Origin of the sequence: Mycobacterium sp. E2327 (assembly GCF_001672675.1) — a bacterium.
Classification (GTDB): Bacteria; Actinomycetota; Actinomycetes; order Mycobacteriales; family Mycobacteriaceae; genus Mycobacterium.
Genome location: NZ_LZKE01000172.1, coordinates 1 through 24,620, shown reverse-complemented (window position 1 = coordinate 24,620; position 24,620 = coordinate 1). Strand labels below are relative to the sequence as shown.

The 24,620-nt window shown below is 67.6% G+C and carries 27 protein-coding genes; 11 read left to right on the top strand and 16 right to left on the bottom strand.

Annotation, left to right across the window (positions count from 1 at the left end):
- Positions 1 to 33: 33 nt before the first annotated feature.
- From A5712_RS20515 to A5712_RS20500, 4 genes are read right to left on the bottom strand one after another with little or no spacing between them, the layout of a single operon-like run.
- Positions 34 to 471, bottom strand: a complete 438-nt coding sequence (locus A5712_RS20515) for a MaoC/PaaZ C-terminal domain-containing protein (protein ID WP_082973550.1) — start codon at positions 469 to 471, stop codon at positions 34 to 36.
- 7 nt (positions 472 to 478) lie between these two features.
- On the bottom strand, positions 479 to 979 hold the full coding sequence (locus A5712_RS20510; RefSeq protein ID WP_068108862.1) for a MaoC family dehydratase N-terminal domain-containing protein: 501 nt from the start codon (positions 977 to 979) through the stop codon (positions 479 to 481).
- Positions 972 to 2,081 (bottom strand): acyl-CoA dehydrogenase family protein, encoded by a 1,110-nt coding sequence (locus A5712_RS20505; RefSeq protein WP_068108860.1) that lies wholly within the window; start codon positions 2,079 to 2,081, stop codon positions 972 to 974. Before A5712_RS20505 ends, A5712_RS20510 begins: the two co-directional genes overlap by 8 nt.
- On the bottom strand, positions 2,071 to 3,249 hold the full coding sequence (locus tag A5712_RS20500) for an acyl-CoA dehydrogenase family protein (RefSeq protein WP_068108856.1): 1,179 nt from the start codon (positions 3,247 to 3,249) through the stop codon (positions 2,071 to 2,073). Before A5712_RS20500 ends, A5712_RS20505 begins: the two co-directional genes overlap by 11 nt.
- Before the next feature lie 162 nt (positions 3,250 to 3,411).
- On the opposite strand from A5712_RS20500, the gene A5712_RS20495 reads away from it, so the two are divergent.
- From A5712_RS20495 to A5712_RS31455, 5 genes are all read left to right on the top strand, one after another.
- Positions 3,412 to 4,020 carry a TetR/AcrR family transcriptional regulator gene (locus A5712_RS20495; RefSeq protein ID WP_068108853.1) on the top strand — a complete coding sequence of 203 codons (609 nt, stop codon included), beginning with the start codon at positions 3,412 to 3,414 and terminating at the stop codon, positions 4,018 to 4,020.
- On the top strand, positions 4,017 to 4,841 hold the full coding sequence (locus A5712_RS20490) for a hypothetical protein (RefSeq protein ID WP_068108850.1): 825 nt from the start codon (positions 4,017 to 4,019) through the stop codon (positions 4,839 to 4,841). The genes A5712_RS20495 and A5712_RS20490 overlap by 4 nt, the downstream gene beginning before the upstream one ends.
- A gap of 54 nt (positions 4,842 to 4,895) precedes the next feature.
- Positions 4,896 to 5,465, top strand: coding sequence for a carboxymuconolactone decarboxylase family protein (locus A5712_RS20485; RefSeq protein ID WP_068108847.1), 570 nt, complete (start codon positions 4,896 to 4,898; stop codon positions 5,463 to 5,465).
- 2 nt (positions 5,466 to 5,467) lie between these two features.
- Complete coding sequence (locus A5712_RS20480; protein ID WP_068108842.1) at positions 5,468 to 6,454, top strand: hypothetical protein; 987 nt, start codon at positions 5,468 to 5,470, stop codon at positions 6,452 to 6,454.
- A 100-nt stretch (positions 6,455 to 6,554) separates the two neighbouring features.
- Positions 6,555 to 6,719 carry a hypothetical protein gene (locus tag A5712_RS31455; protein WP_193376463.1) on the top strand — a complete coding sequence of 55 codons (165 nt, stop codon included), beginning with the start codon at positions 6,555 to 6,557 and terminating at the stop codon, positions 6,717 to 6,719.
- 115 nt (positions 6,720 to 6,834) lie between these two features.
- Here the strand turns inward: A5712_RS31455 and A5712_RS20475 are convergent, their stop codons facing one another.
- Entirely contained in the window at positions 6,835 to 9,528 is a 2,694-nt protein-coding gene (locus tag A5712_RS20475; protein ID WP_231982184.1) for an FHA domain-containing protein, read from the bottom strand.
- A gap of 218 nt (positions 9,529 to 9,746) precedes the next feature.
- Positions 9,747 to 10,781, bottom strand: coding sequence for an alpha/beta hydrolase (locus A5712_RS20470; protein WP_156766679.1), 1,035 nt, complete (start codon positions 10,779 to 10,781; stop codon positions 9,747 to 9,749).
- Between the two features lie 156 nt (positions 10,782 to 10,937).
- Between A5712_RS20470 and A5712_RS20465 the strand changes: the two genes are divergently transcribed.
- Positions 10,938 to 11,783 carry an SDR family NAD(P)-dependent oxidoreductase gene (locus A5712_RS20465; RefSeq protein ID WP_068108870.1) on the top strand — a complete coding sequence of 282 codons (846 nt, stop codon included), beginning with the start codon at positions 10,938 to 10,940 and terminating at the stop codon, positions 11,781 to 11,783.
- 28 nt (positions 11,784 to 11,811) lie between these two features.
- Here the strand turns inward: A5712_RS20465 and A5712_RS20460 are convergent, their stop codons facing one another.
- Complete coding sequence (locus A5712_RS20460; RefSeq protein ID WP_068108837.1) at positions 11,812 to 12,138, bottom strand: hypothetical protein; 327 nt, start codon at positions 12,136 to 12,138, stop codon at positions 11,812 to 11,814.
- A 74-nt stretch (positions 12,139 to 12,212) separates the two neighbouring features.
- Positions 12,213 to 14,447 (bottom strand): molybdopterin-dependent oxidoreductase, encoded by a 2,235-nt coding sequence (locus A5712_RS20455; RefSeq protein WP_156766678.1) that lies wholly within the window; start codon positions 14,445 to 14,447, stop codon positions 12,213 to 12,215.
- A gap of 83 nt (positions 14,448 to 14,530) precedes the next feature.
- Between A5712_RS20455 and A5712_RS20450 the strand changes: the two genes are divergently transcribed.
- Positions 14,531 to 15,445 carry a TIGR03564 family F420-dependent LLM class oxidoreductase gene (locus A5712_RS20450; RefSeq protein WP_369830414.1) on the top strand — a complete coding sequence of 305 codons (915 nt, stop codon included), beginning with the start codon at positions 14,531 to 14,533 and terminating at the stop codon, positions 15,443 to 15,445.
- A 119-nt stretch (positions 15,446 to 15,564) separates the two neighbouring features.
- Here the strand turns inward: A5712_RS20450 and A5712_RS20445 are convergent, their stop codons facing one another.
- On the bottom strand, positions 15,565 to 15,990 hold the full coding sequence (locus A5712_RS20445; protein ID WP_068108829.1) for a PPOX class F420-dependent oxidoreductase: 426 nt from the start codon (positions 15,988 to 15,990) through the stop codon (positions 15,565 to 15,567).
- 55 nt (positions 15,991 to 16,045) lie between these two features.
- Here A5712_RS20445 and A5712_RS20440 point away from each other — a divergent pair, with 55 nt between their 5' ends.
- From A5712_RS20440 to A5712_RS20430, 3 genes are all read left to right on the top strand, one after another.
- A complete protein-coding gene (locus A5712_RS20440) occupies positions 16,046 to 16,294 on the top strand; it encodes a hypothetical protein (RefSeq protein ID WP_068108827.1) in 249 nt (82 codons plus the stop codon).
- A gap of 42 nt (positions 16,295 to 16,336) precedes the next feature.
- Entirely contained in the window at positions 16,337 to 16,771 is a 435-nt protein-coding gene (locus tag A5712_RS20435; RefSeq protein ID WP_068108824.1) for a nuclear transport factor 2 family protein, read from the top strand.
- A gap of 204 nt (positions 16,772 to 16,975) precedes the next feature.
- On the top strand, positions 16,976 to 18,364 hold the full coding sequence (locus A5712_RS20430) for a wax ester/triacylglycerol synthase family O-acyltransferase (RefSeq protein WP_068108821.1): 1,389 nt from the start codon (positions 16,976 to 16,978) through the stop codon (positions 18,362 to 18,364).
- Between the two features lie 98 nt (positions 18,365 to 18,462).
- Here the strand turns inward: A5712_RS20430 and A5712_RS20425 are convergent, their stop codons facing one another.
- On the bottom strand, positions 18,463 to 18,900 hold the full coding sequence (locus A5712_RS20425) for a cupin domain-containing protein (RefSeq protein WP_068108818.1): 438 nt from the start codon (positions 18,898 to 18,900) through the stop codon (positions 18,463 to 18,465).
- A 65-nt stretch (positions 18,901 to 18,965) separates the two neighbouring features.
- Between A5712_RS20425 and A5712_RS20420 the strand changes: the two genes are divergently transcribed.
- Positions 18,966 to 19,841, top strand: coding sequence for an alpha/beta fold hydrolase (locus tag A5712_RS20420; RefSeq protein WP_369830413.1), 876 nt, complete (start codon positions 18,966 to 18,968; stop codon positions 19,839 to 19,841).
- A gap of 35 nt (positions 19,842 to 19,876) precedes the next feature.
- Here the strand turns inward: A5712_RS20420 and A5712_RS20415 are convergent, their stop codons facing one another.
- The 6 genes from A5712_RS20415 to A5712_RS20390 form a co-directional block, all read right to left on the bottom strand.
- Positions 19,877 to 21,148, bottom strand: coding sequence for an amidohydrolase family protein (locus A5712_RS20415; RefSeq protein WP_068108814.1), 1,272 nt, complete (start codon positions 21,146 to 21,148; stop codon positions 19,877 to 19,879).
- A 128-nt stretch (positions 21,149 to 21,276) separates the two neighbouring features.
- On the bottom strand, positions 21,277 to 21,864 hold the full coding sequence (locus tag A5712_RS20410) for a PaaI family thioesterase (RefSeq protein ID WP_068108811.1): 588 nt from the start codon (positions 21,862 to 21,864) through the stop codon (positions 21,277 to 21,279).
- A 78-nt stretch (positions 21,865 to 21,942) separates the two neighbouring features.
- Positions 21,943 to 22,446, bottom strand: a complete 504-nt coding sequence (locus A5712_RS20405; protein WP_068108809.1) for a nuclear transport factor 2 family protein — start codon at positions 22,444 to 22,446, stop codon at positions 21,943 to 21,945.
- Positions 22,443 to 23,312 carry an LLM class F420-dependent oxidoreductase gene (locus tag A5712_RS20400; protein ID WP_068108865.1) on the bottom strand — a complete coding sequence of 290 codons (870 nt, stop codon included), beginning with the start codon at positions 23,310 to 23,312 and terminating at the stop codon, positions 22,443 to 22,445. Before A5712_RS20400 ends, A5712_RS20405 begins: the two co-directional genes overlap by 4 nt.
- Positions 23,312 to 24,103 (bottom strand): SDR family oxidoreductase, encoded by a 792-nt coding sequence (locus tag A5712_RS20395; protein ID WP_068108807.1) that lies wholly within the window; start codon positions 24,101 to 24,103, stop codon positions 23,312 to 23,314. Before A5712_RS20395 ends, A5712_RS20400 begins: the two co-directional genes overlap by 1 nt.
- Before the next feature lie 8 nt (positions 24,104 to 24,111).
- A partial coding sequence (locus tag A5712_RS20390; protein WP_156766677.1) for an SDR family oxidoreductase occupies positions 24,112 to 24,620 on the bottom strand: 509 nt, incomplete at its 5' end.

Genomic DNA, 24,620 nt, shown 5'->3' with positions numbered 1-24,620 from the left:
GGTGTCCTTCTCGGTACAGAACCGGGCCGTCGCCTATCCCGGCCAGCCGCTCAGCTTCGGCGGCGAGGTGACGGGCAAGCGCCTCACCGAGAGCGGCGCGGGCCTCCTGGATCTCGAGATCGCCGGCCGCCGCGACGACACCGTGCTGATGCCCGTCACCTCGCCGCCGAAGCTGAGCGGCTGGCCGGGATAGGCGACGGCCCGGTTCTGTACCGAGAAGGACACCAGGCGGCCGCGTCCGCCGATCCAGTCACCGATCGCGCGGGCCAGCAGTGCCGCCTGCAATGGCCCGTGCACGAGCACGTCGTCGTAGCCCTCGACGGTGCGGGCCCACTCCTTGTCGTAGTGGATGCGGTGGCCGTTGTAGGTGGCGGCGCTGAAGAAGAACAGCTGCGTTTCGTCGACGGTGACCGTCAGCGTGGGCATCCGGTCGCCGACGGCGACGTCCTCGTAGAACACCTGGTCGGTCATGGCGCTCCTAGGGCCGCGCGATCATCGACGTCGACGCTTCGGCGACGAGATCGCCGTGCTGGTTGCGGTACACGGTGTGCCAGCTGACCAGCACGAATCGTCCTGAGCGGCCGTGCTTTTCGACGATGGATTCGATGGTGCGGACCATCTCGATCTCGTCGCGGTGGTAGGCGGGCAGGTGGAAGGTGAAGCTCTCGCCGCCCGCCATCCGCTTCGGGGCGCGCGGAAAGGCGAGGCTGCCCGAGGCGGCACCGGATGATCCGTCGGGGCGCAGCCCGTCCAGCCGCGTGACACCCAGGACGGCGTATTGCAGGAACAGCGGGGGGCAGATGATGTCGCGAAAGCCGTTGGCCCGGGCGAACTCCGGGTCGAACCATAACGGGTTGTGGTCACCGACCGCCGCGGCCCAGCGCTGCCAATCGCGCCGGTTCACCTCGCCCGTGGCGGACGCGGCGACGGTGCCGACGCGCGACGCCGATTCGGCGTCGATCAAGCTGTCCTCACTCATTCATGCTCTCCTCCAGCCAGGCCGCGGCGACGTCGGCTCCCCCGCCGAGCGTCGACCCCAGTCGCGCCCGTTCGCTCCACAGGTGCAGGTCGGTTTCCGTGACATAGCCCATCCCGCCGTGCAATTGGTGGGCGTCCCGGGTGATCAGCCGGGCCGCGGCGGCGGCGTGCATGCGCGCGATCGCCGTTTGCCGGGTGGCCAGCTGACCGCGCGCCAGCCAGAAGACCGCGGAGTGCGCGGCCAATCGTGCCGCGGCCAGGGCGATGTGCATGTTGGCGACCAGGTGCTGGGCCGCCTGGAACGACGCGATCGGGCGGCCGAATTGGTGGCGCAGCTTGGTGTATTCGACGGTGCGATCCAGCACGGCCTGCCCGACCCCAACCAGGTCGAGGGAACCCAGCGCCACCGCGGTGTTGGCGACCCGCCGCAGGCCCGGCCCGTCGACGTCGCCGAGCAGCGCGTCGGCGTCGACAACCGCGCCGTCGAAGCGCACCGTGCAGGCCCGGTGGCCGCCGGCCATGGCGAGCGGCTCGACGGTCAGGCCGCTCGCATGCGCGTCCGCGACGAAGACCAGCGTGCGCGCGCCGGCGGCGGCCGACACCACGACGACGTCGGCGACGTCGGCGTCGCTGACGTAGTCCGCCGTGCCGGTGAGCCGCCAGCCACCGGTCGCGGCGGGTTCGGCGCCAAGCACCGGGGTGATGACGGCGGCGTCGCGGGCGTTCCACAGCGCGGTCGCGCCCCGAAGGCTGCCGCTCGTCAGCCGGGGCAGCCACTCGGCCTTGGCGGGTTGGCGGCCAAGCTGATCGATCGCCAACGTGGCCTGGATCGTGCTGTGCGCCGTCGTCGGGCACAGGGCGCGCCCGGCCTCGGTGTAGAAGACGGCGAGATCCTCGACCGATCCCCCGGAGCCGCCGTGCTGCTGCGCGATGGCCAGCCCAAAGACACCGGCGTCGGCCAACGCCTTCCACAGCGCGGGGGTGCTTCGGTCCGCGCCGGGTTCGGTCAGGCCGCGAACCAGGCTGATCGGGTTCTCCGTGGCCAGCAGCGCGCGCAGCGTCGCGGCGAATTCGCGTCGCTCGGCGGTCGGCCTAACGTCCATACGAGGGCATCCCGTGGCCGCGCTGGGCGATGATGTCGCGCAGGACTTCGTTGGTGCCCCCACCGAAGCGCATCAGCGGGGCGGCCCGGTAGAGCCGTTCGAATTTGCCGGCCAGCGGCGCGTCCGGGCCGCGATGCGCCAGCAGGCCGTCCGGCCCGAGGATGTCGAGCGCCAATTCGGCAATGCGCTGGCGCAATTCGCTGGTGAAGACCTTCTCGACGCTGACCTCGACGGTCGGGATGACGCCGCCGTCCAGGATCGAGGCGGCCTCGTAACCCATGAGTGTTGCCGCCTCCACGTCGGCCTCGACTCGGGCCAGGCGGCGGCGCAGCGCCGCGTCCCGCGCGGGCACCGAACCGTCGCGGCGTGGGCTTCGCGCCAGTTCGCGCAGGTCGTCGACGGCGCGGCGCAGATCGCCGGCGTTGGTCAGCGCACCGCGCTCCAGGTCGAGGGCGCCGGTGATGTAGGTCCAGCCCCGGTTGACCTCGCCGATCAGGTTGGTGACGGGGACGCGCACATCGTGGAAGTGCACCTCGTTCGTCCGATAGCCCGACCACGCGTACAGCGGGCGGATCTCGATGCCCGGGCTGTCGATCGGCACGATGATGACCGAAATTCCCCGATGGCGCGCGGCATTCGGGTCGGTACGCACACACAGCCACTCGTGGGTGGCGCGCTGGGCGCCGCTGTTCCAGGTCTTGGTGCCGTTGATCACCCAGTCCCGCCCGTCGCGGGTGGCGCGGGTGCGCAGGCTGGCCAGGTCGGTGCCCGCGTCGGGCTCGGAATAGCCCACCGCACAGATCATTTCGCCCCTGGCGATCGGTGGCAGCCATTCGGTTTTGTTCTGCACGGTACCGTGCCGCATGATCATCGGCGCCACCGAGGTGACGGTCAGGTCGGGGCCGGGCACGCCCCAGTACTCGAACTCGCTCATCAACAGGTGCTGGTGCACCGCGCCCAGGCCCAGCCCGCCGTACTCGCGCGGCCAGTTGAGCCCGAACCAGCCCTTTTCGCCGATCTTCCGGCGAAATCGGGCAACTTCGCCGTCGGGGAACTCAAGGTCATGCTCGGCGAGTTCGGCCCGCAGTTCCGCGGTGACGTTCTCCTGGAGGAATTCGCGAACCTCGGCCAGCCAGGCGCGTTGCCCGGCGTCGAGTTCGAAATCCATCGCGGCCCCTTTGCCCCACATCAAGTGACGTGCCCTCTCAGTGTGCTCAGCCACGAAGGCCGGCGCCAGATATCCGTTTCATTGACCGGGCTTGCGATTCCCACCGCAACTCGTTGACGCTCGTCATTGACGCGCGTCAATGAAGCGCGTACGTTCGCTCGTATGCCGTCGGCGACGCAGGTGGTGAGCGCGCGGGAGGCGCAGCGGCTGCAGACGCGCGCCCGCCTGTTCGATGCCGCCGTCGCCGAGATCGGGAGGTCGGGGTTGGCGGGCACCGACGTCGCCGCGATCGCTTCGGCGGTTGGCGTGGCGCGGGGCACGTTCTATTTCCATTTCCCTACGAAGGAACACGTGCTGGCCGAGCTGGAACGCGACGAAGAGGCCAAGATCGTGGCGATGCTGGCCACCGAGACCGGCGTGCCCGGCGACCTGAGGTCGATGCTGACTTCGCTGGTGCGCCAGGTGCTTGCGGCCGAGGAGCGGCTGGGTCCGGTCGTCTTCAGGGACATGCTCGGGCTGCACTTCTCCGCGACGCGCCCGATCGAGGACGAGCTGGGCGAGCACCCGCTGGCCGAGTTCGTCATCGCCGCGATCGCCGAAGCGCAGGCCGCCGGGCGGGTGTCGACGGACGCGGACGCCGGCGAACTCGGCGCCATCTTCCTGACCGGGCTGTTCGCATTGCTGGTCACCACGGCAACGGCGCCCCGGTCACGGGTGGCGCTCCTGGACCGATACGTCAAGACCATCGTCGACGGAATGGAGGCATCATGACCAGCACGGCCATCGAGGGCTATCGGGACTTTCTCGCGCGTCGGGACGGCGACGCGGATCTGCTGCATCGCCGGCTGTCCAGCCGGGAGGAATTCTTCGCGTCGCTGGCGGCCGACCCGGTTAGCTCCAGCCGGCCCATCGATCAGCGCGTGTTCCTGCGAAACCTGCGCCGCCGCCGACCCGAGGCGGGGCTTTCCCGCGAGATGCTGTTCCTGTTGGCCACCGCGAAACTGAACCAGGCGGAGCGATTCGGCGTCGACTTGGGCGATACGTACGGCCGGATCGGCGGCGCGGACCAGCCGCCCGAGCGGGTGTACCTGGCGCTCGAGGAGCATTACCACACCCGGCTCTTGAGCTATGTGCTGGACATGTTCGGCCTGCCGTTCCAGGTCGTCGTGCCGCCGTTCGTGATGCGGCAATTCGTGAAGATGGAAGTTTTCCTGCCCGAGCGAATCGGGTTCCCGTTCGTGGGCGCCGGGGAGATGGCGGGCTGCATCATGTTCGACGAGTTGCGCCGGGTGGGCGTCGAGTTGTTCGCCGACGAGCCGGACGTGGCCGCCCGGATCGACCGGCTTTACACCGAGATCCTCACCGACGAGCTGGGCCACGTCGGCTACTGCGCGGCGCGCTGCACCCGCTCGGAGCGGGCGTTAATGCGTTGGCTGTACCCGCGTTTCGGTCGCCTGTTCGCGCGCCAGACCGCCGAGATCAGCCTGCTCATCGACCCCGCGAAGCTGCACGCGCGGCTGCGTGAACCCTTCGACGTCGACGGGCTGGCCGCCGGCGTGCCCAACGAGACCTTCGTCGCGGTGCGCCCCTGAGCCTCAGCGCGGCGATCCTGTTTCGACAGCCCGGCACAGCGGTACTTCTGATCGGTGGATGAGAGATCAGATTTCGGCACATTTGGCCGGTTCGTCGAGACGCCGGTCGGCGAGATGTCGCCGGAGATGAAAGAGGCTTACAACTTCACCCGCGAACTGCGGGGGCTGGTTCCCGGTCCGCACAAGATTTGGCTCGCCAACCCCACGCTGTCGAGGACGATCGTCCCGACCGGCGCCTACTTCCAGCGCGAGTCGACGCTGACGAAGGCCGAGATCGAGATCGCGACCACCCTCGTCAACGCCCGGTGGCGCAGCCCCTACGCCAACTACGAACACGAGATCATCGCCGAGCGCGATGGTTGCCTGGACCCGCGGCGGGTCGAAGCGATGATCGCCGGGCTGCCAACGTCTTTCGACGACCCGCGCCAGCAGGTGATTTACGAGCTGGCATCGGCGTTGGTCGCCGCACGCGTCGTGCCGCTCGGCCTCTACCGGCGCGCCAGGGAGTTGCTCGGTGACGCGGGCATCGTGGACGTCACCGTGCTGCTGGGCTGGTTCACCATGGTGTGTATGACGCTGAGCGCCTTCGACGTCCCGGCCAATGCTCAGGGATTGGCGCAATAAGCATGGCCCTGCCCCCACTGCCCGCCGTCACGATGACGCCCGTCGCCTTCTTCCCGCAGTGGTACTTCCCGGAAAACCTGGTCGTGCGCGCCGACGGGTCGATTCTCGTCACCGATGTCGTGCACAAAGAGCTCTGGTGGGTTCCGGCCACGGAGCCCGGAGCGCTCGCCGAACCGGTCCTGGTGCACACCTTCGATCACCCGATCACCGGCATCGCGGAGGTGGCGCCCGACGTGTTCGTCGTCTGCCTCACCGAGGGCTACACCACCCATGAATCGCATTTGGCCCGAATCGATTTCACTGGGTGGACCCCCGGAGGGCCGGTATCGCCGGAGCTCATGTTCACGTTCGACGACCGCGTCCGCGCCCTCAATGGCAGCTGCGTGCTCGGGCCGAACGTGCTGGCGATCGCGGACTGCTTTGCCGGACTTATCTGGCGCGTGGACCTCGCCGATGACGCCCGCAGCGCGACGGCCCGGGTATGGCTCGCCGACGACACGATGGGCGATGATCCCGACAGCGGCGTGCCCCCGCCGCCGCAGCCGGGGGTAAACGGGGTGCGTTACGGCGCGCAGACCGGCTACCTGTACTACACCTCAACCGCGCAGAAGGTGTTCATGCGCGTCCCCGTGGATTCGTCCACCCTCGATGCGGCCGGGGCGCCGCAGTTCGTCGCCGCAATCGACAACGCCGACGACTTCTGCCTGGACGAGGACGCCGGATTCGCTTACGTCACAAGGCATCGCGCCAACACCATCGATCGGGTGCCGCTCGCGCCACGTCACGGCAGCGAGGTCCGCCACATCGCCGGCGACCCGTTCGACGAGACGCTGGTCGGGCCGTCCAGCGCCGCATGGGGACGCGGCCCCGGCGAGCACGGACGCGTCGCCTTCGTCACGACCGACGGCGGGACCACCGCTGCCCCACAGGGCATCGTCCGCCGGGCCGCGCTGCTGCGCGTGGAGTTGGATCCCGTTCACCAGATGTAAAAACCCTGTCAATCTCCCGTAAAAACGCTTCACCGGGATCGCGGATCCGTGGGCGGGCTGAGAAAATTTCTCTCAGCCGCCACGCGTAGAGGAAGAAGCCATGCCCACCCTTGAGACCCGCCTCCGCCAGGAGTTGCGCGACTGCGCCCTTGAGTTACGGCAACTTGCCTACACGGTGCCGCACGGGGTCGGCGAGCATGCCCTGCTTCAGCTTTCGGACCGGATGCGCGCCGCCGCCGAGCAGGCGGTGCGAAAAGGGGCTTAGTGCTTTGAGTGTGCACCCAGGGCTCTCAGTGTGAAGCCGGGGCGAGAAGATCGCGAATTCGCCGCCGCGGACGCACACCGAAAACCGCCAGCGCACACTAAAACGCCGCGAAGGCTCAGCCGCCCTTGAGGCGAATCTTCCAGCGCACGAAGCCCAGGTACACGACGCAGAGCAATATCAGCATGCCCATGTCGAACCACCACGCGCCGGCCGTGTGACGCCAATGCGAGTCGTGCGGCGTCTGCGGAACCTTGTCCTGCAGGCTGAGCAGGTCGACGGTGGACGCCGACGCGGCGAAGCCCCATCTCGCCGGTGTGGCCCAAGACATTTGGTCCAGCCCGAGGCGATCGGTGACCGGAATCATGCCGCCGGAGAACACCAGCTGCGACATCACCGCCACGACCAGCAGCGGCATGATCTGCTCGTTCGACCGGGCAATCGATGACAACACCAGCCCGAGCATCGCCGAGGCGACGGTCGTCATCGCGACATCGACAAACAGCTCCAGGTTGGGAATGCCCAGCGCCACCGCACCCTGCGTCGGGCCGCCCTTCCCGAGGATCGCGATGACGGTCACGATCGCGGACTGGATGACGGCGAACACGGTGTAGACGAACACCTTCGCGAGTAGGTAGGCGGACGTCGACAGGCCGACCGCCTGCTCGCGCAGGAAGATGGCCCGCTCCCCGATCAGATCCCGAATCGTCAGCGCCGTTCCCATGAAGACCGCGCCGACGTTGAGCAGCACCAGAATTTGCGCCGGCTCGGTGGGCGCGGCGCCCATGGGGTTCGGTCTGCCGAAGCCCACATCGCCGGGCACCGACATGGACAGCGAGCCCATGATGAACGGCAGCAGCGCCAGGAACACGAAATAGCCGCGGTCGGACACGATCAGCCGTACCTGCCGCCGCGCGATCGTGGAGAACTGCCGGAACAGGCTGGTGTGCGACGGGTCGCCGATCTCGGCGGGTTTCTCCGCCGGGGGTGGCGGCGGGGGCGGTCCCGTCCGCGCCAGGTAGCGGGCCTTCGCGCCGTCGGGGTCGCCCGCGACCGTGCTGAAGATGTCGGCCCAGTTCGTCGTGCCCATCGCCGGGCCGATCTGGCTCGGCGGCCCGCAGAACGCCGTCTTGCCGCCGGGCGCCAGCAGCAGGACCTGGTCGCAGACGTCCAGGTACGTCAGCGAGTGCGTGACCACGAGCACCACGCGACCGGCGTCGGCCAACTGCCGCAGCATCGTCATCACCTGGCGATCCAGGGCCGGGTCCAGGCCGGACGTCGGCTCGTCCAGGATCAGCAGCGACGGCCCCGTCAGCAGCTCCAGCGCCACCGACGCGCGCTTGCGCTGGCCGCCGGACAGCTTGTCCACCCGGGTGTGCAGGTGCTGGGTCATCTCGAGTTCCTCGAGCACCCGCGCGACCACCTGCGCGCGGTCGTCCTTGGTGGTGTCCGGCGGCAGCCGAAGCTCGGCCGCATACATCAACGCCTGCTGCACCGTCAGCTGCCCGTGCACCACGTCGTCCTGCGGAACCATCCCGATCCTGCTGCGCAGCGAGGCGTATTCCGCGTGGACGTTGTGGCCCTCGAAGGACACCGTGCCCTTGGTGGGGTGCGTGTAGCCGGCCACCAACCGTGCGAACGTCGACTTTCCCGCCCCCGACGGGCCGATGACGGCGGTGAGCGTTCCGGGCTGCGCGCCCAGCGAGATGTCGTCGAGCAGGACTTTGTTGTTCTCGATCGTCCACGTCACCCCGCGCACGTCGAGGCCGCCGGTGCGCGTCGCGGTCGCGGACTCGTCGCGCCGGGCCAGCGTGCCGCCGGCGAAAACAAGGTCGATGTTGCCGATCGTGACGACGTCGCCCTCGTGCAGCACGGCCGAATCGACGCGGGCGCCGTTGACGAAAGTCCCGTTGATGCTGCGGTTGTCGTGGATTTCGGTGCCCTGCGGCGTGGGGATCAGGGTCGCGTGGTGGCGCGATGCCAGCACCTCGGGGATGACGATGTCGTTGTCGTTGGCGCGGCCGATCTTGACCGCGCCGGGCATCGACACCAACCCGGTTCGACCCGGCCGCAGGATCTTCATCATCGACGTCGCGATGTTCGCGGCATCGCCGACGCGGCCCGTCTCGGACTCCGCGGGCGGCACCTGCATGGGTTGTGCCCGGTAGATCTTCGGCGCCTGCTGCGGTTCGCTGGGCGCTCCCGTCGGGTGTGCACCGGTCGGCTGCCACGGCTGCGGCCCGCTGGGCGGATGGATCGGCTGCGGCCCGCTGGGCGGATGCATGGGCTGGGGAGCACTGGGCGGATGGATCGGCCTGGGCGCGCTCGGCGGATGCGTCGGCTGGCGGACCGGAGCCGACGGCGTCTGCTGGGGCTGGCCGGGCCAAGGCGTGCCGACCTGCTGCGGCTGGCTCTGGGACGCGGGGGCGCTCGGCGTGCCCGCGGTGTAAATCGGTATCGACGTGGTGAGGGGCGGCCGCCCCGCCGAGCCCTGGTGGCGGCCGACTTCGAAGGTCAGCGCCGGTCCGTCCGGGTTGCCGATGTTGACCCGCAGGCCGTCCTGGATGTCCACGACCGGCACGCGACGGTTGTGGACGTAGAGCCCGTTGAGGCTGCCGTTGTCGATGGCGATCCATCGCCCCTGGTCGAATCGCACGATGAGGTGCGTCCGGGAGATCAGCGGGTGTGCGACGCGGACGTCCGCGCGAAGATCACGCCCGATTACGACGTCGGTGCCTGCTGCGAAGGTGCGCTCCGATCCCTCGTACCGCACGGTCAGCACTGGCGGGGCTGGTGGGCTCACGATGACCAACTGTATCGGCAGCCGGCCCGATTGCAGGTCAAGTAGTCAACGCCTCGCACGACCTCGGGTTGCGCGGGACGGCGACGAAGATGGCGATGGAGGCGACGGCTTCCAAGCGGCAGCAACAGCGGGAACCGTCCTTCCCCGCCCCGATCTCGAGGAACCCGAACGATGCGAATGACGGCCCCGATCCGGGGCCGCCAAAGAGTTCTATCGCTGAATAGCGACTATCCCGCCGCGGCGACACCGTACGGCACGGACTTCACTTCCCCGGTGACCTCTTTGATGAAATCGCCGAGATAGTGAATGGCCCGTCGGCCTTCGGGCAATACGTCGGCCGCCAACGGGAAGTCGTGAATTTGGCCGTCCCACAGGTGAAGGTCGCAGCGAACTCCGCTGAATTGCAACCGTTCGGCCATGAGCTCGGCGTCGGGAAGCAACAGTTCGTCGGAACTCACGTGGATGGCGACCGGCGGCAAGTCGGAGAGGTCCGCGTCGACCGGAGACTCGACGCGGCGGGCGGACGTGCCGTTGCCCTGCGGAACGCGCACCTCGCCGAGGTAACGGGCGAACATCGAGAGCGCACCGCGGGTGAACATCGAGCACCGGCGGGCGTTGCGGTGCCGCAGTTTTCGGGTGGGGTCCGCGTCGGTGAACGGCGAGATCGCGGCGACGCCGGCCGGCCTGAGCAGGCCGGTCCGGATGGCGGCGAGGGTGGTCATGAACGCGAGGTATCCGCCGGCCGAGTCGCCCGCCACCACCACCCGGTTCCCGTCGTAGCCGCGCTCCTGCAGCCAGCGCAGTCCGCACATTCCGTCCTCGATCGCGTCGGCGATCTGATGGGACGGCAGCTTGCGGTATCCGACGGTCAGGACCGCGGCGTCCGCCGCTTTCGACAGACGGGTCACCAGTGATCGGTGGGTGTTGAGGCCGCAGGTCAGGAACGCGCCGCCGTGGAGGTAGAGAATCGCGCGGTCGGACGAGACGCCGGGTGCGCGAACCCATTCGGCGGCGCAGCCGTCAAGCCTTAGCTGTTCGATGCTCGCCGAGGACGGGAAATGCTGCAGCAAACCTGCCATCTCGTCGACGTACCCCAGCGGCCAATGCAAATTCGGCTGAATGGCCCATGCGCGCACTATGTTCTTGACGATAAGCCGACTGGCCAACGACACCGCAAATGATTGCGGACTGTGCCGATGGTGCACCCGCCGGTTCATTGCGTGGCTTGGCAATATTCGGCGTCGGTCTGGCTTGGTCAGCATTTGTATTCAACTTTCGTAGAGGTGAAGGGGGTACCCGGCCCAAATCGGGAAAAACGCCCGATGAATCCCGGGCAAATGTTGGCTTCCTCACTGTTTGGTGCCAGCGGAAGTTGGGTAAAGCCGGCCGCCGCGACCCGAGTGCCTCAAGATATGACCATGACAGAGCCGATGCAGGCCGGCGCGCTGCTGGCCAACCGGGTCGCGGTGGTGACCGGCGGCGGCGGAGGTATCGGCGCGGCAACCGCCCGCCTGTTCGCCCAGCACGGCGCCCGGGTGGTCATCGCCGATATCGACGCCGGCCTCGCCGAGCGAGTCGTCGACGAGATCGCGGCCTCGGGCGGCTCGGGCCTGGCGGCCGTGACCGACGTCCGGGACGAGGGCCAGGTCAGCGCGCTGGCGCGGACGGTGCTGGATCGCTACGGCCGGGTGGACGTGCTGGTCAACAACGTGGGCCACTGGTTGCGGCACCCGGGCAGCTTCGTCGACACCGACCCCCGCCTGTGGGACGACCTGTACCGCATCAACCTGCACCACGTTTTTCTCGTCACGCACGCGTTCCTGCCCGCGATGATCGAGCAGCGTGCCGGGGCGATCGTCAACGTTTCATCGGTCGAGGGGTTGCGCGGCTATCCCGAGGACCCGGTCTATGCCGCCTTCAAGGCCGCCGTCATCCATTTCACGCGCAGCCTGGCCGTGCAGGTGGGCCGAGACGGGGTCCGGGTCAACGCGATCGGCCCTGACGTCACCGAATCGCTGCAGGTCCCGTACTCGCAGTGGCTGTCCCCGGACGAGCAGACGCGGTGGCCGCAGTGGGTGCCGGTCGGGCGGATGGGGTTGCCCGAGGACCAGGCCCGCGTGATTCTGTTCCTCGCGTCGGAGCTGTCGGCGTTCGTCACCGGCCACACCATCCCGACGGACGGCGGCACCGGCGCGGCGGGCGGCTGGTTCCGCTCGTCACGCCGGCCCGGCCGGGAGTGGACGAACCGTCCCGTCGCGCCCTGACATCGCTAGGCGTAGCCCAAGGCGGCGTTCAGTTTCCGGGGACCGACAGGGTGGCCTGCTGCTCGACCTGTTGGCCCTGCTGCTCGGCTTGCTGGGCCTCCTGAAGGTCGAGTTGCTCTTGCTGTTCGGCCTGTTGCTCGGACTGCTGAATCTCCTGTTGAATTTGCAGCTGCTGTTGCAGTTGGGCTTCGTCGTCGTCGCCGTCCGCGGCGAAGCTCCGGTCCACCAAATTCATGGATGTCCCAACGGTTTTCGTGTCATCGGGATGCGCAGCGTGAAACAGCGCCAGCGTAGCGAAGGTCGCGACCCCGGCGAAAAACGTTTGAATCAGTATGAATTGCCTGTTTGCCGCCATCCCGCCATGGTGGGGTTCGGTGTTAGCAGCGCGCTGGATCGTGGTTAGCGATCAGCTGTGAAATCGCGCATCGCTCAAACCGTTTGCGCGGACCGAAACCGGGCTTGATCGTCGATGATGGTCACCGGGATCCCGTTGAGGGCGCCGTTGCCGGAGGGCTCGTCGAGGAACGTCGGCGGGGACAGCACGTTGGTGTTGGCCCCCGGCGAACCGTTGGCCACCGACATGCGGGTGCCCGGTTTGCCATGCCCCCAGCCGTGTGGCATCGACACGACGCCGGGTTTGATCGCGTCGGTGACCTCGACGGGCACCTTGATCTCGCCGGCCGCCGATTTCACCGTCACGATGTCGCCGTCGGCGACTCCCCAGCGGGCCGCGTCGTCGGGGTGGATCAGCAAGGTGCACCGGTCCTTGCCCTTCATCAGCGCGGGCACGTTGTGCATCCAGGTGTTGTTCGATCGCAGGTGCCGGCGGCTGACCAGGACGAGCGGCTCGGCCGGGCGCTCCATGCGTGCCGCCAGCCGCGGCAGGTCGTCGAGGAGGTATTGCGGCGCGAGGCGGATCTTTTTGTCGGGGGTGCCCAGGATGTCGGGCAGCTGGGGAACCATCGGCCCGAAGTCGATGCCGTTCGGGTTCGCCTTGAGCATGTCCAGCGTCAGCCCGCCGGGGTTCTTGCCGTACTGGTCCCCGAACGGCCCGGTTCGCAGCGTGAGGTCGAGCATCCGCTCGGGCCCGCCGTGATCGTAGAGCTTGCGGATCTCCGCGCCGTCGACTCCCTGGGTGAAGGCCAGGTAGTCGAAGAACCCGTCGTCGATGGCGGCGACGTCGACGTCCTCGGCCGGTGTCCCGGTGCACAGGCCGGTCAGCCGGATGAGGATCTCCCATTCGTGCGGGCGGTCACCCGGGTCGAATACCGGGGCCGAGTAGTTGGCGATGCTGTGGATAGCGAAGAGAAGGATCAGATCGTCGTGGTGCGGCTGCTCGAGCGGGGACAGCCCGGGCAGGATCACATCCGCGTGGCGCGTCGTCTCGTTGAGCCAAAGGTCAACGGAGATCATCGCTTCCAGCATGGGCAGCACCTCGTCGAGCTTGTCGCCGCCGGGCGTCGACAGCACCGGGTTGCCGGCGACCGTGATCAGCGCCTTCAGCTGCCCCTCGCCGGGCGTGGCGATTTCTTCGGCCATGCACGACACCGGGGCCTGCCCGAGAACCTCCTTCGCGCCGCGCACCCGGGTGCGCCAGCGCCCGAATTCCGGGAGGCCGCCCTCCAGCCCGGGCAGTGGCTGCGTGGTGATCGACCAGGCCGCCGGCTTGGGGAACATCGCGCCGCCGGGCGTGTCGAAATGGCCGGTCAGAATGTTGATCACGTCGACCAGCCAGCTGGCCAGGCTGCCAAACTCCTGATTGCACAGGCCGATTCGCCCGTAAACCACTGATCGCTCGGTGCCGGCGAGCTCGCGGGCCAGCCGGCGTATGCGGTCTTCGTCGATGCCGGTGACCGCGCTCACCCGCTCCGGCGGCCACTCGGCGGCGACCCGGCGCATCGTGTCGAGACCGTCGACATGCGGTCCGGCGTCGACCAGGTCCTCGTCGAAGAGGGTGTGCGCAACGGCCAGCAGCAGCGCCGCGTCGGTGCCGGGAACGATTGGAAGCCACTCGTCGGCCTGGGCGGCGGTTTGGGTGCGCACCGGGTCGATGACGATCACCTTGCCGCGTTTGCGAATCCCGTTGATCAGGCCCATCACGTCGGGCGCGGCCAAAAGCGAGCCCTGCGAGGCGGCGGGGTTGGCGCCCATGATCACCATCAGGTCGGTGCGCTCGATGTCGGGCACCGGGAAGTTCCACCACAGGCCGTACATCAGATGCGACGACAGGTTCTTGGGCCACTGGTCGACGGTCCCGGGCGAGTAGGTGACCGGCATCCCGGACATGCCCATCAGCACGCCCGCGTATCGGGCCAGCGAAAACGAGTGCGCCAGCGGGTTACCGGTATAGGCGGTGACCGCGCCGATCCCGTACTTTTCGATCACCGGTGTGAGCAGTTCGGTGCAGCGACGAAACGCCGCGTCCCAGCTGACCTCCTGCCACCGCCCGTCGACCTTGATCATCGGGCGCCGGATGCGGTCCGGGTCCTCGTGCACCGCGGCCAGCGACACGCCCTTCGGGCAGAGGTGCCCACGGCTCCAGACGTCGTCGCGGTTGCCGCGGATGCTGGTGACTTTGCCGCCCTCGACCTGAATTTCCAAGCCGCACATCGCTTCACACAGTGGGCAGGTGCGCAGGTGCCTGCCGTCATCGCCGGTCGCCACCCACCCACTGTATTCCGCTACTGCCGGTAGCGGAAGTAGCATCTTTCAGAGGGCGAAAGAGAGGAACAAGGGTGCAAATCAGCGTGAATTGCTTTCTCAGCGACGACCCCTCGCGGTCGCTGGTCGATGACTTTGTGTCGGAGCTCGCGACGTTGCGCGACGAGGGATTCCGTCGGGTCTGGGTGGCCCAAATGCCTTGGCAGGCAGATGTTTTGACCGTTCTTGCGGTCGCGTTCCGCGAGGTCGACACGATCGAGGTCGCGACGGGTGTGCTGCCGATCCAGAACCAGCAGCCGATGCTGATGGCGCAGCGCGCGCTCACCCTCAGCTTGATCTCCGGCGGCCGATTCACCCTCGGGCTGGGCATGACCCATCGCATGGTCACCGAGGGAATGTGGGGGATTCCGTGGGACAAGCCGGTGCGCCGACTCGGCGAATACCTCGACGGCCTGCTGCCCCTGCTGGACGGCAAGGACGCCAACGCCACGGGTGAGACGGTGACCACCCGCGGATCGGTGCGCGTTCCCGGTGCCCCGACGCCTCCGGTGTACATCGCGGCCCTCGGCCCGCAGCTGCTGCGGCTGACGGGTCGGCGCTGCGCGGGGACGGAGACCTGGATGACCGGACCCAAGACCCTCGCCGAACACGTCGGGCCGACCCTTCGCAACGCGGCCGCCGAGGCCGGCCGCCCGGAGGGCGCGGTGCGGGTGGCGGCCTCGCTGCCGATCGCGGTGACCGACGACGTCGACGGGCTGCGCGCCCAAGCCGCCGAGCAATTCGTGCTCTACGGGCAACTGCCGTCATACCGGGCCATGCTCGATCGCGAGGGCTACCGCGACCCCCAGGATGCGGCCCTCATCGGCGACGAGGCGACCGTCACGGAACGCCTCGACGAACTGCGCGCGGCCGGTGTCGACGAGTTCGTCGGCTACGCATTCGACACCTCCGACGAGGGCCGGGCCCGCACCCGGAGCCTGCTGCGGCGCTATGCCGGCTAGCTGAGGTGCTCGGGTGTTGAGTGTGAATCGTGGGCGCCGACATCCCGCGGTGTGTGCACGCCGAAAACCGCCACTGCACAACCAAAGCCCTGAATGCACTCACGCCGACTAAGGCGCCGTCAGGCCGTCCACGGCCCGATGCCGCCGACCTTCTCGATGCGGATGCGGGTGAGGAATCCCGGCGGCGCCCCGTCCGGCGGGAACTTCATGTTCGGGTCGCCCAGGACCGGGTTGAGCTCGGTCAGGAGCTCGGGCGCCCCGCCCTCGACGATGCGCGCGGTACCGGCGACGGACAGATAGGGCCGCATGCCCTGGCCCGCCTTGTCCAGCGCCAGGATCGTGACGGCGACGCGGGGGTCGTTGCGGACGTTGCGCACCTTCTTGTGTTCGGCGAGGTGCGCGGTGACCAGTTCGTCCCCGTCAGGCGTCGACTGCAGCGCGACCCAGACAACGCTGACCTGGGGGCTGCCGTCGGGATTGAGGGTGACCAGGGTGGCGTCGGCACCCTCACCAATCAGATCGCGCGCGGCGTCGTTGAGTTTCATGCGTGCTTATACCGTCGCGCGCGGCGATTCATTCCCGCTTCATAATTCGGCACGAATGACATTTGAATCTGACCAGTTGGCTGTACAAGCGGCGGACATCGCTTTTAGCGTCGTTCACGACATGAGCGATCATCAGGAGCCCACCGGCATCGAGCATCTGCGCAGCGAGCTGCTCGATCGCATGGATGCGCAACATTTCGACGACTGGTCCCCCGCGCTCTTGCGCGCCCTCATCGCCGTCTTCGATCTCAACGGAGTCACGCCGGCGGCCCAGCGCAGCTTTCGGCCTTATCTCGTCAGGTAGCGCACCCGGGCCACAGCGCTGTCGCGGATTAGGCTCGCGACGGTGGAGATGTGGGAATTGGTCGCCCGCGAGCAGATCCGGGACACCCTCGCGCGCTACAACTGGTCGGGTGACGCGGGCCGGCTCGAGGGCCTGGCGGAGACGTTCTGCGCGGACGGCGTCCTCGAGATCCGCGGGCTGGAGCCGTTGCGCGGGCGAACCGAGATCGTGGCGTTCCTCGGCGGCGTGACGGGCAAAGTCGCGCGCAACGTCGACGTCAAGCCGGTCGTGCGGCACAACGTAGCCAATGTGCTCTTCACCGGCCTCACCCCCGACCGGGCGGAGGTCTCGTCCTACTTCACCGTGGTCACCCAGATCGGGCTCGACCATTTCGGCCGCTACCGCGACGTCCTGGTGCCGGACGGCGGGGGGTGGCTGATCATGCATCGGAAGGTGTCGACCGACTGGGCGGCCCCGGATTCGACCATGGCCCGTTAACCCCCGCGGCGGTCAGATGAATCTTGGTGGCGATTTCGTTAAATGTACCGTCGAGATGTTTGCCAAAGCCCGCCAACCGGCTACAGCTTAGGGATCACATCAAGAGATTGCGGTCTGCTCTGATGCTGTGCGCGATCGGGGTCCGGGGTTGACCGCCGGTCATGTGACCAGAGGTCACGACCGTGCGAACGAGATGGGCGGGGCATGCAGCGACTCAGCGGGCTGGACGCGTTCTTTCTGTACCTGGAGTCACCGACGCAGCCATTGAATGTTTGCTGCGTCGTGGAGCTGGACCCCAAAACGAAACCGGGCGGCTACACGTTCGAGGGGTTCCGGGAGGCGCTGACGGCGCGGGTGGACGCCGTGCCCGAATTCCGCCTCAAGCTGGCGGACAGCCAGCTGAACTTCGACCATCCGGTCTGGGTCGACGACGAAAGCTTCGACCTCTCTCGACACCTGCATCACGTCGCGCTCCCCTCGCCCGGCGGGCCGAAGGAGTTAGCGGAGATTTGCGGGCACGTCGCGGGCCTGGCCCTCGATCGCGATCGCCCGCTGTGGGAGATGTGGGTCATCGAGGGCCTGCACGGCACCGAGGCGCTGTCCGTCGTCCTCAAGGCCCACCACGCGGTGGTCGACGGCGTCGGGGGCGCCAACCTGCTGGCCCAGCTGTGCAGCAGCGCGGCCGACGCGCCGCCGCCGACCCCGGTGGAACGCACCGGCGGAGCGAACCCACTGCAGATCGCCGCCTCGGGGTTGATCGGCGCCGCGTTACGGCCCTGGCGGTTGGCCAAGGTGGTGCCGGCGACCGCGCTGACCCTCGGGCAGACCGTATTGCGCGCCCGGGGCGGCCGGCCCACCATGGCCGCCCCGTTCGCCGCGCCGCCGACGGCGTTCAACGGCCCGTTCACCCGCCGGCGCAACGTCGCCCTGACCACCGTGGACCTCGACGACGTCAAGACGGTCAAGAACCGGTTCGGCGTGACGATCAACGACGTGGTGACGGCGCTGTGCGCGGGGGCGCTGCGCCAGTTCCTGTCCGACCGGGGCGAACTGCCGGACAGCCCGATGGTGGCCAGCGTGCCGGTGTCGGTGCGCGGCAGGTCCGATCGACCGGGCCGAAACCAGACCACGTGGATGCTGTGCCGGCTCGAAACCCACATCGACGACCCTACCCAGCGACTGATCAGCATCGCCGAAGCCAACGCCTGCGCCAAAGACCATGCCGCCGCGATGGGCCCCACCCTGCTGCAGGACTGGACGCAAGTGGCCGGGCAAACCATGTTCGGCGCCGCCATGAAGCTGTTGCCGCGAATCCCGTTGCCCGAGAAGCCCCCACACAACCTGGTGTTGTCGAATGTGCCCGGCCCGCAGGAACAGCTCTACTTTCTGGGGTGCCGGATCGACGCCATGTATCCGCTCGGGCCGATCATCGCGGGCGCTGGACTCAACGTGACGGTCATGTCGCTCAACGGCCGGCTCGGCGTCGGCATCATTTCGTGCCCCGACCTCGTTCCGGACGTGTGGGAGCTCGCCGACGCGTTTCCCGCGGCGCTGAAGGAATTGTTGGATTGCGCCCCGCCCGGTGCCGGATAGCATTCGATTTGCGAATGTGGGGGATATGGACGAGAAACGGTCGTTCTGTGTACATATCCCCCACACCCGACGCGGATCTTGCGGTGCCGCTTGGTGTTTCAGGCCGGGGGCTCTGCCCCGATCGTCAGGACGGCGAGCCGGCACCCCTCAGCTCCCGCACGCCAGGCGTGATCGACGCCCGTGACCACCGCGCTGTCACCGGCGGCGAGCGGGTGTGCGCCGTCGTCGAGGATCAGGTCCACCGAGCCGGAGAGCACGACGTCGAAATCGACGGTGTCCGTGTGGTGCATGGCGAACTCGGCGCCGGGTGCGTACTCGATCATCGTCCAGCGCAGCGCGCCGGGCGGGACGACCAGGTCGAGCAGGTCCGCGACCCGCCCGCCGGCAGCAACGGACGGCAGCGACGGCGCCGCGTACAGCACCGAATACTGCAGGCCGCCGCGTCCGGCGTCCCCTTGCAGCGCGACGGGTTCGTCGCGCGCCGCGCACGACCGTCCGCTGGCGTCGACGCCGGTGATCAGCAAGCGACCCGACATGGCCAGAGACTTTAGATGACCGATCGGCGGAACACCGCTCCCGCTCGCCACGGCGGCATGGCAGGGTGACATCCGTGGCCAACACTTCTGAACTCGTCGAACAGGACCTGCGCGAAATCGGAACCCCGAAGGGCGCATTGCGCTACTACGACTGCGGGCCGGATTCGGCGCCGACGCTGCTCTTCCTGCACGGCTCGGGTCCCGGGGTCACCGGCTGGCGTAACTTTCGCGGGATATTGCCGACATTCGCCGAGCAGTACCGCTGCCTGGTCCTGGAATTCCCCGGTTTCGGCGTCAGCGACGACTTCGGCGGCCACCCGATGGTCATGGCGTTCGGCACCGTCGGGCCGTTCCTGGACGCGCTGGGTGTCGGCAAGACGCACATCATCGGCAACTCGATGGGCGGCGGCGTCGGCATCAACTTCGCCATCGGAAATCCCGACCGCGTCGACCGGTTGGTCACCATCGGCGGCATCGGCACGAACATCTTCAGCCCGAGCCCCAGTGAGGGCATCCGGCTGCTGCAGGAGTTCGTCGAGGACCCGACGCGCCAACGGCTGGTCGACTGGCTGAAGTCGATGGTGTACGACCAGTCGCTGGTCACCGACGAGCTGATCGAGGAACGCTGGGCGCTCGCGACGGATCCCGTTGCCCTGGACGCCGCCCGCCGGATGTACGGCAAGGCCGCGTTCGCCGCGATGAACGCCGGGATGGCCGCCTCCGACCGGCCGATGCCGTGGGCGGTCATGCACAAGCTGGCGGCGCCCACCCTGCTGACGTGGGGCCGCGACGACCGGGTGAGCCCACCCGACATGGCGCTCCTGCCGATGCGCACCATCCCCAACGCCGAACTGCACATCTTCCCGAACTCCGGGCACTGGGCCATGATCGAGGCCAGGCAGGCGTTCGAAAGCGTGGTGCTGGCTTTCCTCTCCCGCTAGGTGCGATCGCGAGCGCGGCGAAGCCGGCCGCCCGTCTACTGGCGTTGGGGAGCCAGGCGCTTCAGCGCGAGCCCGCCCTCGAACGGGCGGTAGCCGAACGCGGCCGGGGCGTGATACCCGGTCTTCTCAAGAGGCGTGTGCACTTCAGCTACCGTCGGGCCGATCTCGGCCGCGATCGGCGCCAGCGCGTCGAGGTCGAACCGGTACAGCCGACCCGCATTCTCGGAGAGAATCTTCCGGCATTCGTCTTCGGATCTGTCGTGCAGCGCCCACCGGATGGCCAGCTTCGAATGCGGAGCGAAGCCCTCTTCGTGGGGGTAGTCGCTTCCCCAAAGTATGTGGTCAGCGCCCATGAAGTCGATCATGCCTGATTCGAAGGGGGTCAATTCGCTGGCCAGGTAGCAGTTCCGCTGAACGTACTGGGTTGGTGTAAGGGTGAGCTGATCGACCGAGGAACCGCCGAACATGCCGTAGGTGCGGTTACCGGCTTCCGTCTTCAGCGTCGGCACCATCGAATCCAGGGTCATCAGCTGCTGTTGCACCCAAAGGGTGCCCTGCTCAGTGGGCGCGAACCGTAATGTCGGATGGCGTTCGAACACCCCGGCCAAGATCAGGTGCCCAAGGGTGCGCTGGGCCCACAGTGCCATTTCCGTGATGAGTACCGCATTGGATGCCGGCTGATCCATGGGCATCGCCGGACTTCCCGGACCCCCGTGCTGCACGATTGTGAGATCGAGTTCGTCGCACAATGCCCAAATCGGCTCATAGCGGGTGTGGAAGAGCGGGGCGACGTTGGGGTCGCCCGGCGATACCGCGGGCAACAACACTCCACCGAAGCAATCCTGCTCGTTCCCCCACCGTATTTCGTCTAATGCGGCGTCCACGTCGTTGGGGAAAACTTGGATCAATCCTCGCCGCCGCGCCGGCGCCAGGGAGCAGAAGTCAACCTGCCAGCGGTTGTGCGCTTGCACGCCCGCCCATCGATGTTCGAGCTCTTCTCGAGTCTGCGGCAACGAGATGGTGATGTTGGGAGATGTCGGGAAGAAGGGAGGAACGGTGTTCGGGAGCAACAGCTCCGCCGCCACCCCGTCATCATTCATCTCGGAAATTCGCAACTCGTTGTCCCAATTGCGCTTCGCGGTGGCGATGATCAAATCGTCAAACGGACTCGCGTAAGTCTTGGCCCACGCATCGAAGTCGTCGTGAAACGCCTGGGGTAGGTAAGGCTTGTAGTCGTAAAGGTCGGCTCCGGCGTGCGTATCCGCGGAAATGACGGTGTAGCGGGAAAGAGTCTCAGGCGCGGCCATGAATTCATCTCCTCGGCAGGAATGCGATAAGCGTAATAGTCCCCCCAGCCGATAGCTATCGAACGCTGGACGTTTCGCTCAGCGGGAGCCGACCTCTCGTATCGCATCGCCGGCCCGGCGGTTGATTGTCATCGTGGGGTGATGAACACGCCTTCGGCGGTGACGGTCGTTCCCCCGGCGTCGGCAATCTCGCCCACCGCGAAGGTCTTTGCGCCGTCGATGCGATCGACGTGCGCGCTTGCGCGTATGAGACCCAAGGGCGTTCCCCGCACATAACGCAGGCTGAGCGTGCCCGTGTAGGCCGGGCGTCCCGGGCGGTGTGCGGTTGCGCCAAGGACGTGATCCAGGATCAACGCGCACACGCCGCCGTGAACATGACCGGGCGGACCCTCGTAAGCGGCACCGAGCGTGACCTCAGTCCACACAACGCCTTCCGCGTCGTGGTGGATCACGAGAGGCGGTGCGACGGGATTGCGGACCCCGATCGCGACGTTTCCTGACGCCACCGATTGGCCGTCGGCGACTCGGCGCGCCCCGAATGAGCCGGGCATCAGGTCCGCGCTCAACAGCCCTACCGCGCGATCGATGTGCGCTTTGGCCTCCGCAACGACGGCACCGTCCACTTCGGTGCGGATGGTGACATCGATGAGCCGACGGACGGAGCCGGCGAGCGACTCATATCCCGCCGGCCCACCGGCTTCGTTGTCATCAGCCACGGCTGGCCGCCCGTTGAATCAGCCGGGTGCGTCGCGATCGCGCGTCAGGTGCCGGCTTTGCCCGCAAGCCGCTCACCCTCACGTTGGCCCCGCACCCAGTGCTGGTGCCGCCGCACCGGCGAGCCCAGCGGTCAGCAAAGCGCGCGCTCCGGGGTCGCCGTTGAGCACACGACTGGTGCGTTTGATGATCCGCCAGCGCCCCTCGATGCGCTGCAGTTCGAAATGGTTTGCCGTCGAGCGCCATACGCGATAGCTCTCACCATCTCGGACCAGCACCAGCGATTCGGCGACCGCCACCGCCGAATCTTCGGTCACCGTCACGACGCTCGGCCCGATGAAGTGACAGCAGCCGTTGGCCACCAGATTCTGATGGGACGCAGAACTTACCATCGCATGAACATCGCTCTGGCTGTCCATGTGCCAGCCCTCGACGTCGTAGGTGCCGTTGGTCGCCCACAGTCCCGCGGCGGCATCGGCGTCCCCGGCATCTACGGCCGGGCCGTACGACGCGATCAACCGGGAGATGTCGCGTTCGTCCTCGAGATGGCGAAGCCGTGCCGCAAGATCGTCGATCTCGGTCATGACCCGATTCCCTCCTCATCCTTCACCAGGTCCCGTAGGGCTGATAACTGATCGACGTAATGCGCCGCCGAGTGGGCGCGCACCGAGCATGTCACCGCGGTGGCTCCGACGTCACGCAGCGCGCGCAGGTGTTCTTGGACACGCGCGGGCTCGTGAGCGGGATCCAGGGCCCCGCAAGTGCCAAGCACGATATCGAAGTCTTCGGGAAGCTCGACGGCCGTCAGCATCAGACCGATATCGTCGAGGCCCAGTCCGAACGGCATCCATCCGTCCGCCAGCTCCACCGCGCGGCGCAGCGAACGTCGCGTCCTGCCGCCCACCCAGATCGGCATTGGGGATTGAAGCGCGAACGGCCGCAACGCGATTCCCGAATACGAAAAGTACTTGCCGGCGTAGGCCGGCTCCGGTCGCGACAGCGATGCCCGGAGGGCGCGCAGCGCGTCGTCGGCCCGTTCGCCGCGATCGGTGAACGGCGCACCTAGCAAGTCGAATTCGGCGGCCAGCGAGCCCACGCCGACGCCCAGTATCACGCGGCCGCCGCTGAGCCGATCCAAGGTGCCGTACTGCTTGGCGATCGCCAGCGGATGATGATAGCCGAGCACCACCACCGATGTCGTCAACCGTATCCGGGTGGTCCGCGCGGCGATAAATCCCAACGTGGCCAGCGGATCCCAGTAGGTGTCTCCGCGGGTAGCGCAATCGGCGAGCGGCACCGCGACATGTTCTGAACAAGTGAGAAAGTCGAACTCAAGCCTGTCGGCGGCCTCGGCGATACTGGCCAACGCGTCGGCCGAGGCGGTCGCCTCCCACTCGCTTGCGACACCAGGCAGCCCGGCCACCACCGGGGTGGCCAATCCGAGCCGCATCATTTCTGGCCCAGGAGTTCCTGCACGGTGCGATGCGCGCCCAACACGATCGCGGCGCGGTCCGGCCCGCTGCCCTGGTGTACCGCCTCGGCGTTGCCGCCGGCGATGAACACGGGACCATCGCTCAGATGGTCGAGTCCCTCGCGGGCCACGTCGACCGGTTCCGAGATCCGTAGACCCGGCACGTCGAAGTTCAGTCCCAGCCGCGCCATGGCCGGTGTGCGGGTCACCCCCAGCACGAGTTCGAGCACGTCCACACCAAACTCGCGCAATTCGAGCCACAAGCTCTCGGCGAACAGCCGACTGAAGGCCTTGGCGCCGGTGTAGACCGACTGCCGCATCGAGCCGTGTGTGGCGGCCATCGAGCCGACCAACAGGATGCCGCCGCGCCCGCGCTCGCGCATCGGCCGGGCGTAGTGCTGCACGAGCTGCAGCATCCGGGTGATGTTGAGGTCGATCACCCGGGAGAAGTCAGCGAGGTCGGCATCCAGAAAAGGCTCGCTGCAGGTGTTCGCGCCCGCGTTGTAGATCAGCAGGCCGACCTCGAGATCGGTCGTCGCGGCCATGATCGCTGAAATTGCTTCGGAGTCAAGGAGGTCGACTGCCAGCTCGCGCACCTTGACCCCTATCTCGCGGCATTGCCGCGCGGTGTCGTACAGGGGTGCCGGCTTGCGGGCAATCAGGACCAGGTTGAATCCGTCGGCCGCCAATTGCTTGGCGAACTCGGCGCCGACCCCTTCCGAGCCGCCGGCAATCACCGCCCACGGGCCGTATTTACCGATGTCCGTCATGATTACCCCTATCGTTGGGTGGCGCCGGCGTCGACCGGCAAGCTGACCGAAGTGATGTAGCGCGCCTCGTCGGAGGCCAGGAACAAAGCGGCGTTGGCCACGTCGACCGCATCGATCCACGGAACCGGAAGCATGTTCATGTTCCGTGCCGCCTCGGCGAATTCGTCGCGCGTCGGCGGCCGGTCCAAGTCGGGGCGGAATGCCGCGCGCACCGCGTCGTTCTGGATCAGCGGGGTGTCGACGTTGGTGGGGTGCACGCAATTCACCCGAATATTCTGCGGCGCAAGTTCTTTGGCCAGGCTCTGCATCAGGCCGACCACGCCGTGCTTGGCTGCCGTGTAATGCGCTACGCCAACCAGACCGCGCAACCCGGCGATTGAATTCGTGAGGATCATCGCCCCGGCGCCGCGCGCCATGAGGTGTGGCGCGCCGGCCCGGCAGGTGTGCCACACACCGGTGAGGTTGACGTCCAGCATGGTGCGCCAGGCTTTTTCGTCCAGCTCGAGCGCCATACCGC

What these genes read in the sequence shown, in the direction of transcription:
- A5712_RS20515 (WP_082973550.1), bottom strand. Translation starts at nt 471, where the DNA reads ATGACCGACCAGGTGTTCTACGAGGACGTCGCCGTCGGCGACCGGATG.
- A5712_RS20465 (WP_068108870.1), top strand. Translation starts at nt 10,938, where the DNA reads ATGACAGAGCCGATGCAGGCCGGCGCGCTGCTGGCCAACCGGGTCGCG.
- A5712_RS20460 (WP_068108837.1), bottom strand. Translation starts at nt 12,138, where the DNA reads ATGGCGGCAAACAGGCAATTCATACTGATTCAAACGTTTTTCGCCGGG.
- A5712_RS20510 (WP_068108862.1), bottom strand. Translation starts at nt 979, where the DNA reads ATGAGTGAGGACAGCTTGATCGACGCCGAATCGGCGTCGCGCGTCGGC.
- A5712_RS20415 (WP_068108814.1), bottom strand. Translation starts at nt 21,148, where the DNA reads ATGGCCGCGCCTGAGACTCTTTCCCGCTACACCGTCATTTCCGCGGAT.
- A5712_RS20395 (WP_068108807.1), bottom strand. Translation starts at nt 24,103, where the DNA reads ATGACGGACATCGGTAAATACGGCCCGTGGGCGGTGATTGCCGGCGGC.
- A5712_RS20480 (WP_068108842.1), top strand. Translation starts at nt 5,468, where the DNA reads ATGGCCCTGCCCCCACTGCCCGCCGTCACGATGACGCCCGTCGCCTTC.
- A5712_RS20440 (WP_068108827.1), top strand. Translation starts at nt 16,046, where the DNA reads ATGACATTTGAATCTGACCAGTTGGCTGTACAAGCGGCGGACATCGCT.
- A5712_RS31455 (WP_193376463.1), top strand. Translation starts at nt 6,555, where the DNA reads ATGCCCACCCTTGAGACCCGCCTCCGCCAGGAGTTGCGCGACTGCGCC.
- A5712_RS20430 (WP_068108821.1), top strand. Translation starts at nt 16,976, where the DNA reads ATGCAGCGACTCAGCGGGCTGGACGCGTTCTTTCTGTACCTGGAGTCA.
- A5712_RS20505 (WP_068108860.1), bottom strand. Translation starts at nt 2,081, where the DNA reads ATGGACGTTAGGCCGACCGCCGAGCGACGCGAATTCGCCGCGACGCTG.
- A5712_RS20445 (WP_068108829.1), bottom strand. Translation starts at nt 15,990, where the DNA reads ATGAAACTCAACGACGCCGCGCGCGATCTGATTGGTGAGGGTGCCGAC.
- A5712_RS20500 (WP_068108856.1), bottom strand. Translation starts at nt 3,249, where the DNA reads ATGGATTTCGAACTCGACGCCGGGCAACGCGCCTGGCTGGCCGAGGTT.
- A5712_RS20490 (WP_068108850.1), top strand. Translation starts at nt 4,017, where the DNA reads ATGACCAGCACGGCCATCGAGGGCTATCGGGACTTTCTCGCGCGTCGG.
- A5712_RS20495 (WP_068108853.1), top strand. Translation starts at nt 3,412, where the DNA reads ATGCCGTCGGCGACGCAGGTGGTGAGCGCGCGGGAGGCGCAGCGGCTG.
- A5712_RS20470 (WP_156766679.1), bottom strand. Translation starts at nt 10,781, where the DNA reads ATGCTGACCAAGCCAGACCGACGCCGAATATTGCCAAGCCACGCAATG.
- A5712_RS20425 (WP_068108818.1), bottom strand. Translation starts at nt 18,900, where the DNA reads ATGTCGGGTCGCTTGCTGATCACCGGCGTCGACGCCAGCGGACGGTCG.
- A5712_RS20405 (WP_068108809.1), bottom strand. Translation starts at nt 22,446, where the DNA reads ATGACCGAGATCGACGATCTTGCGGCACGGCTTCGCCATCTCGAGGAC.
- A5712_RS20400 (WP_068108865.1), bottom strand. Translation starts at nt 23,312, where the DNA reads ATGCGGCTCGGATTGGCCACCCCGGTGGTGGCCGGGCTGCCTGGTGTC.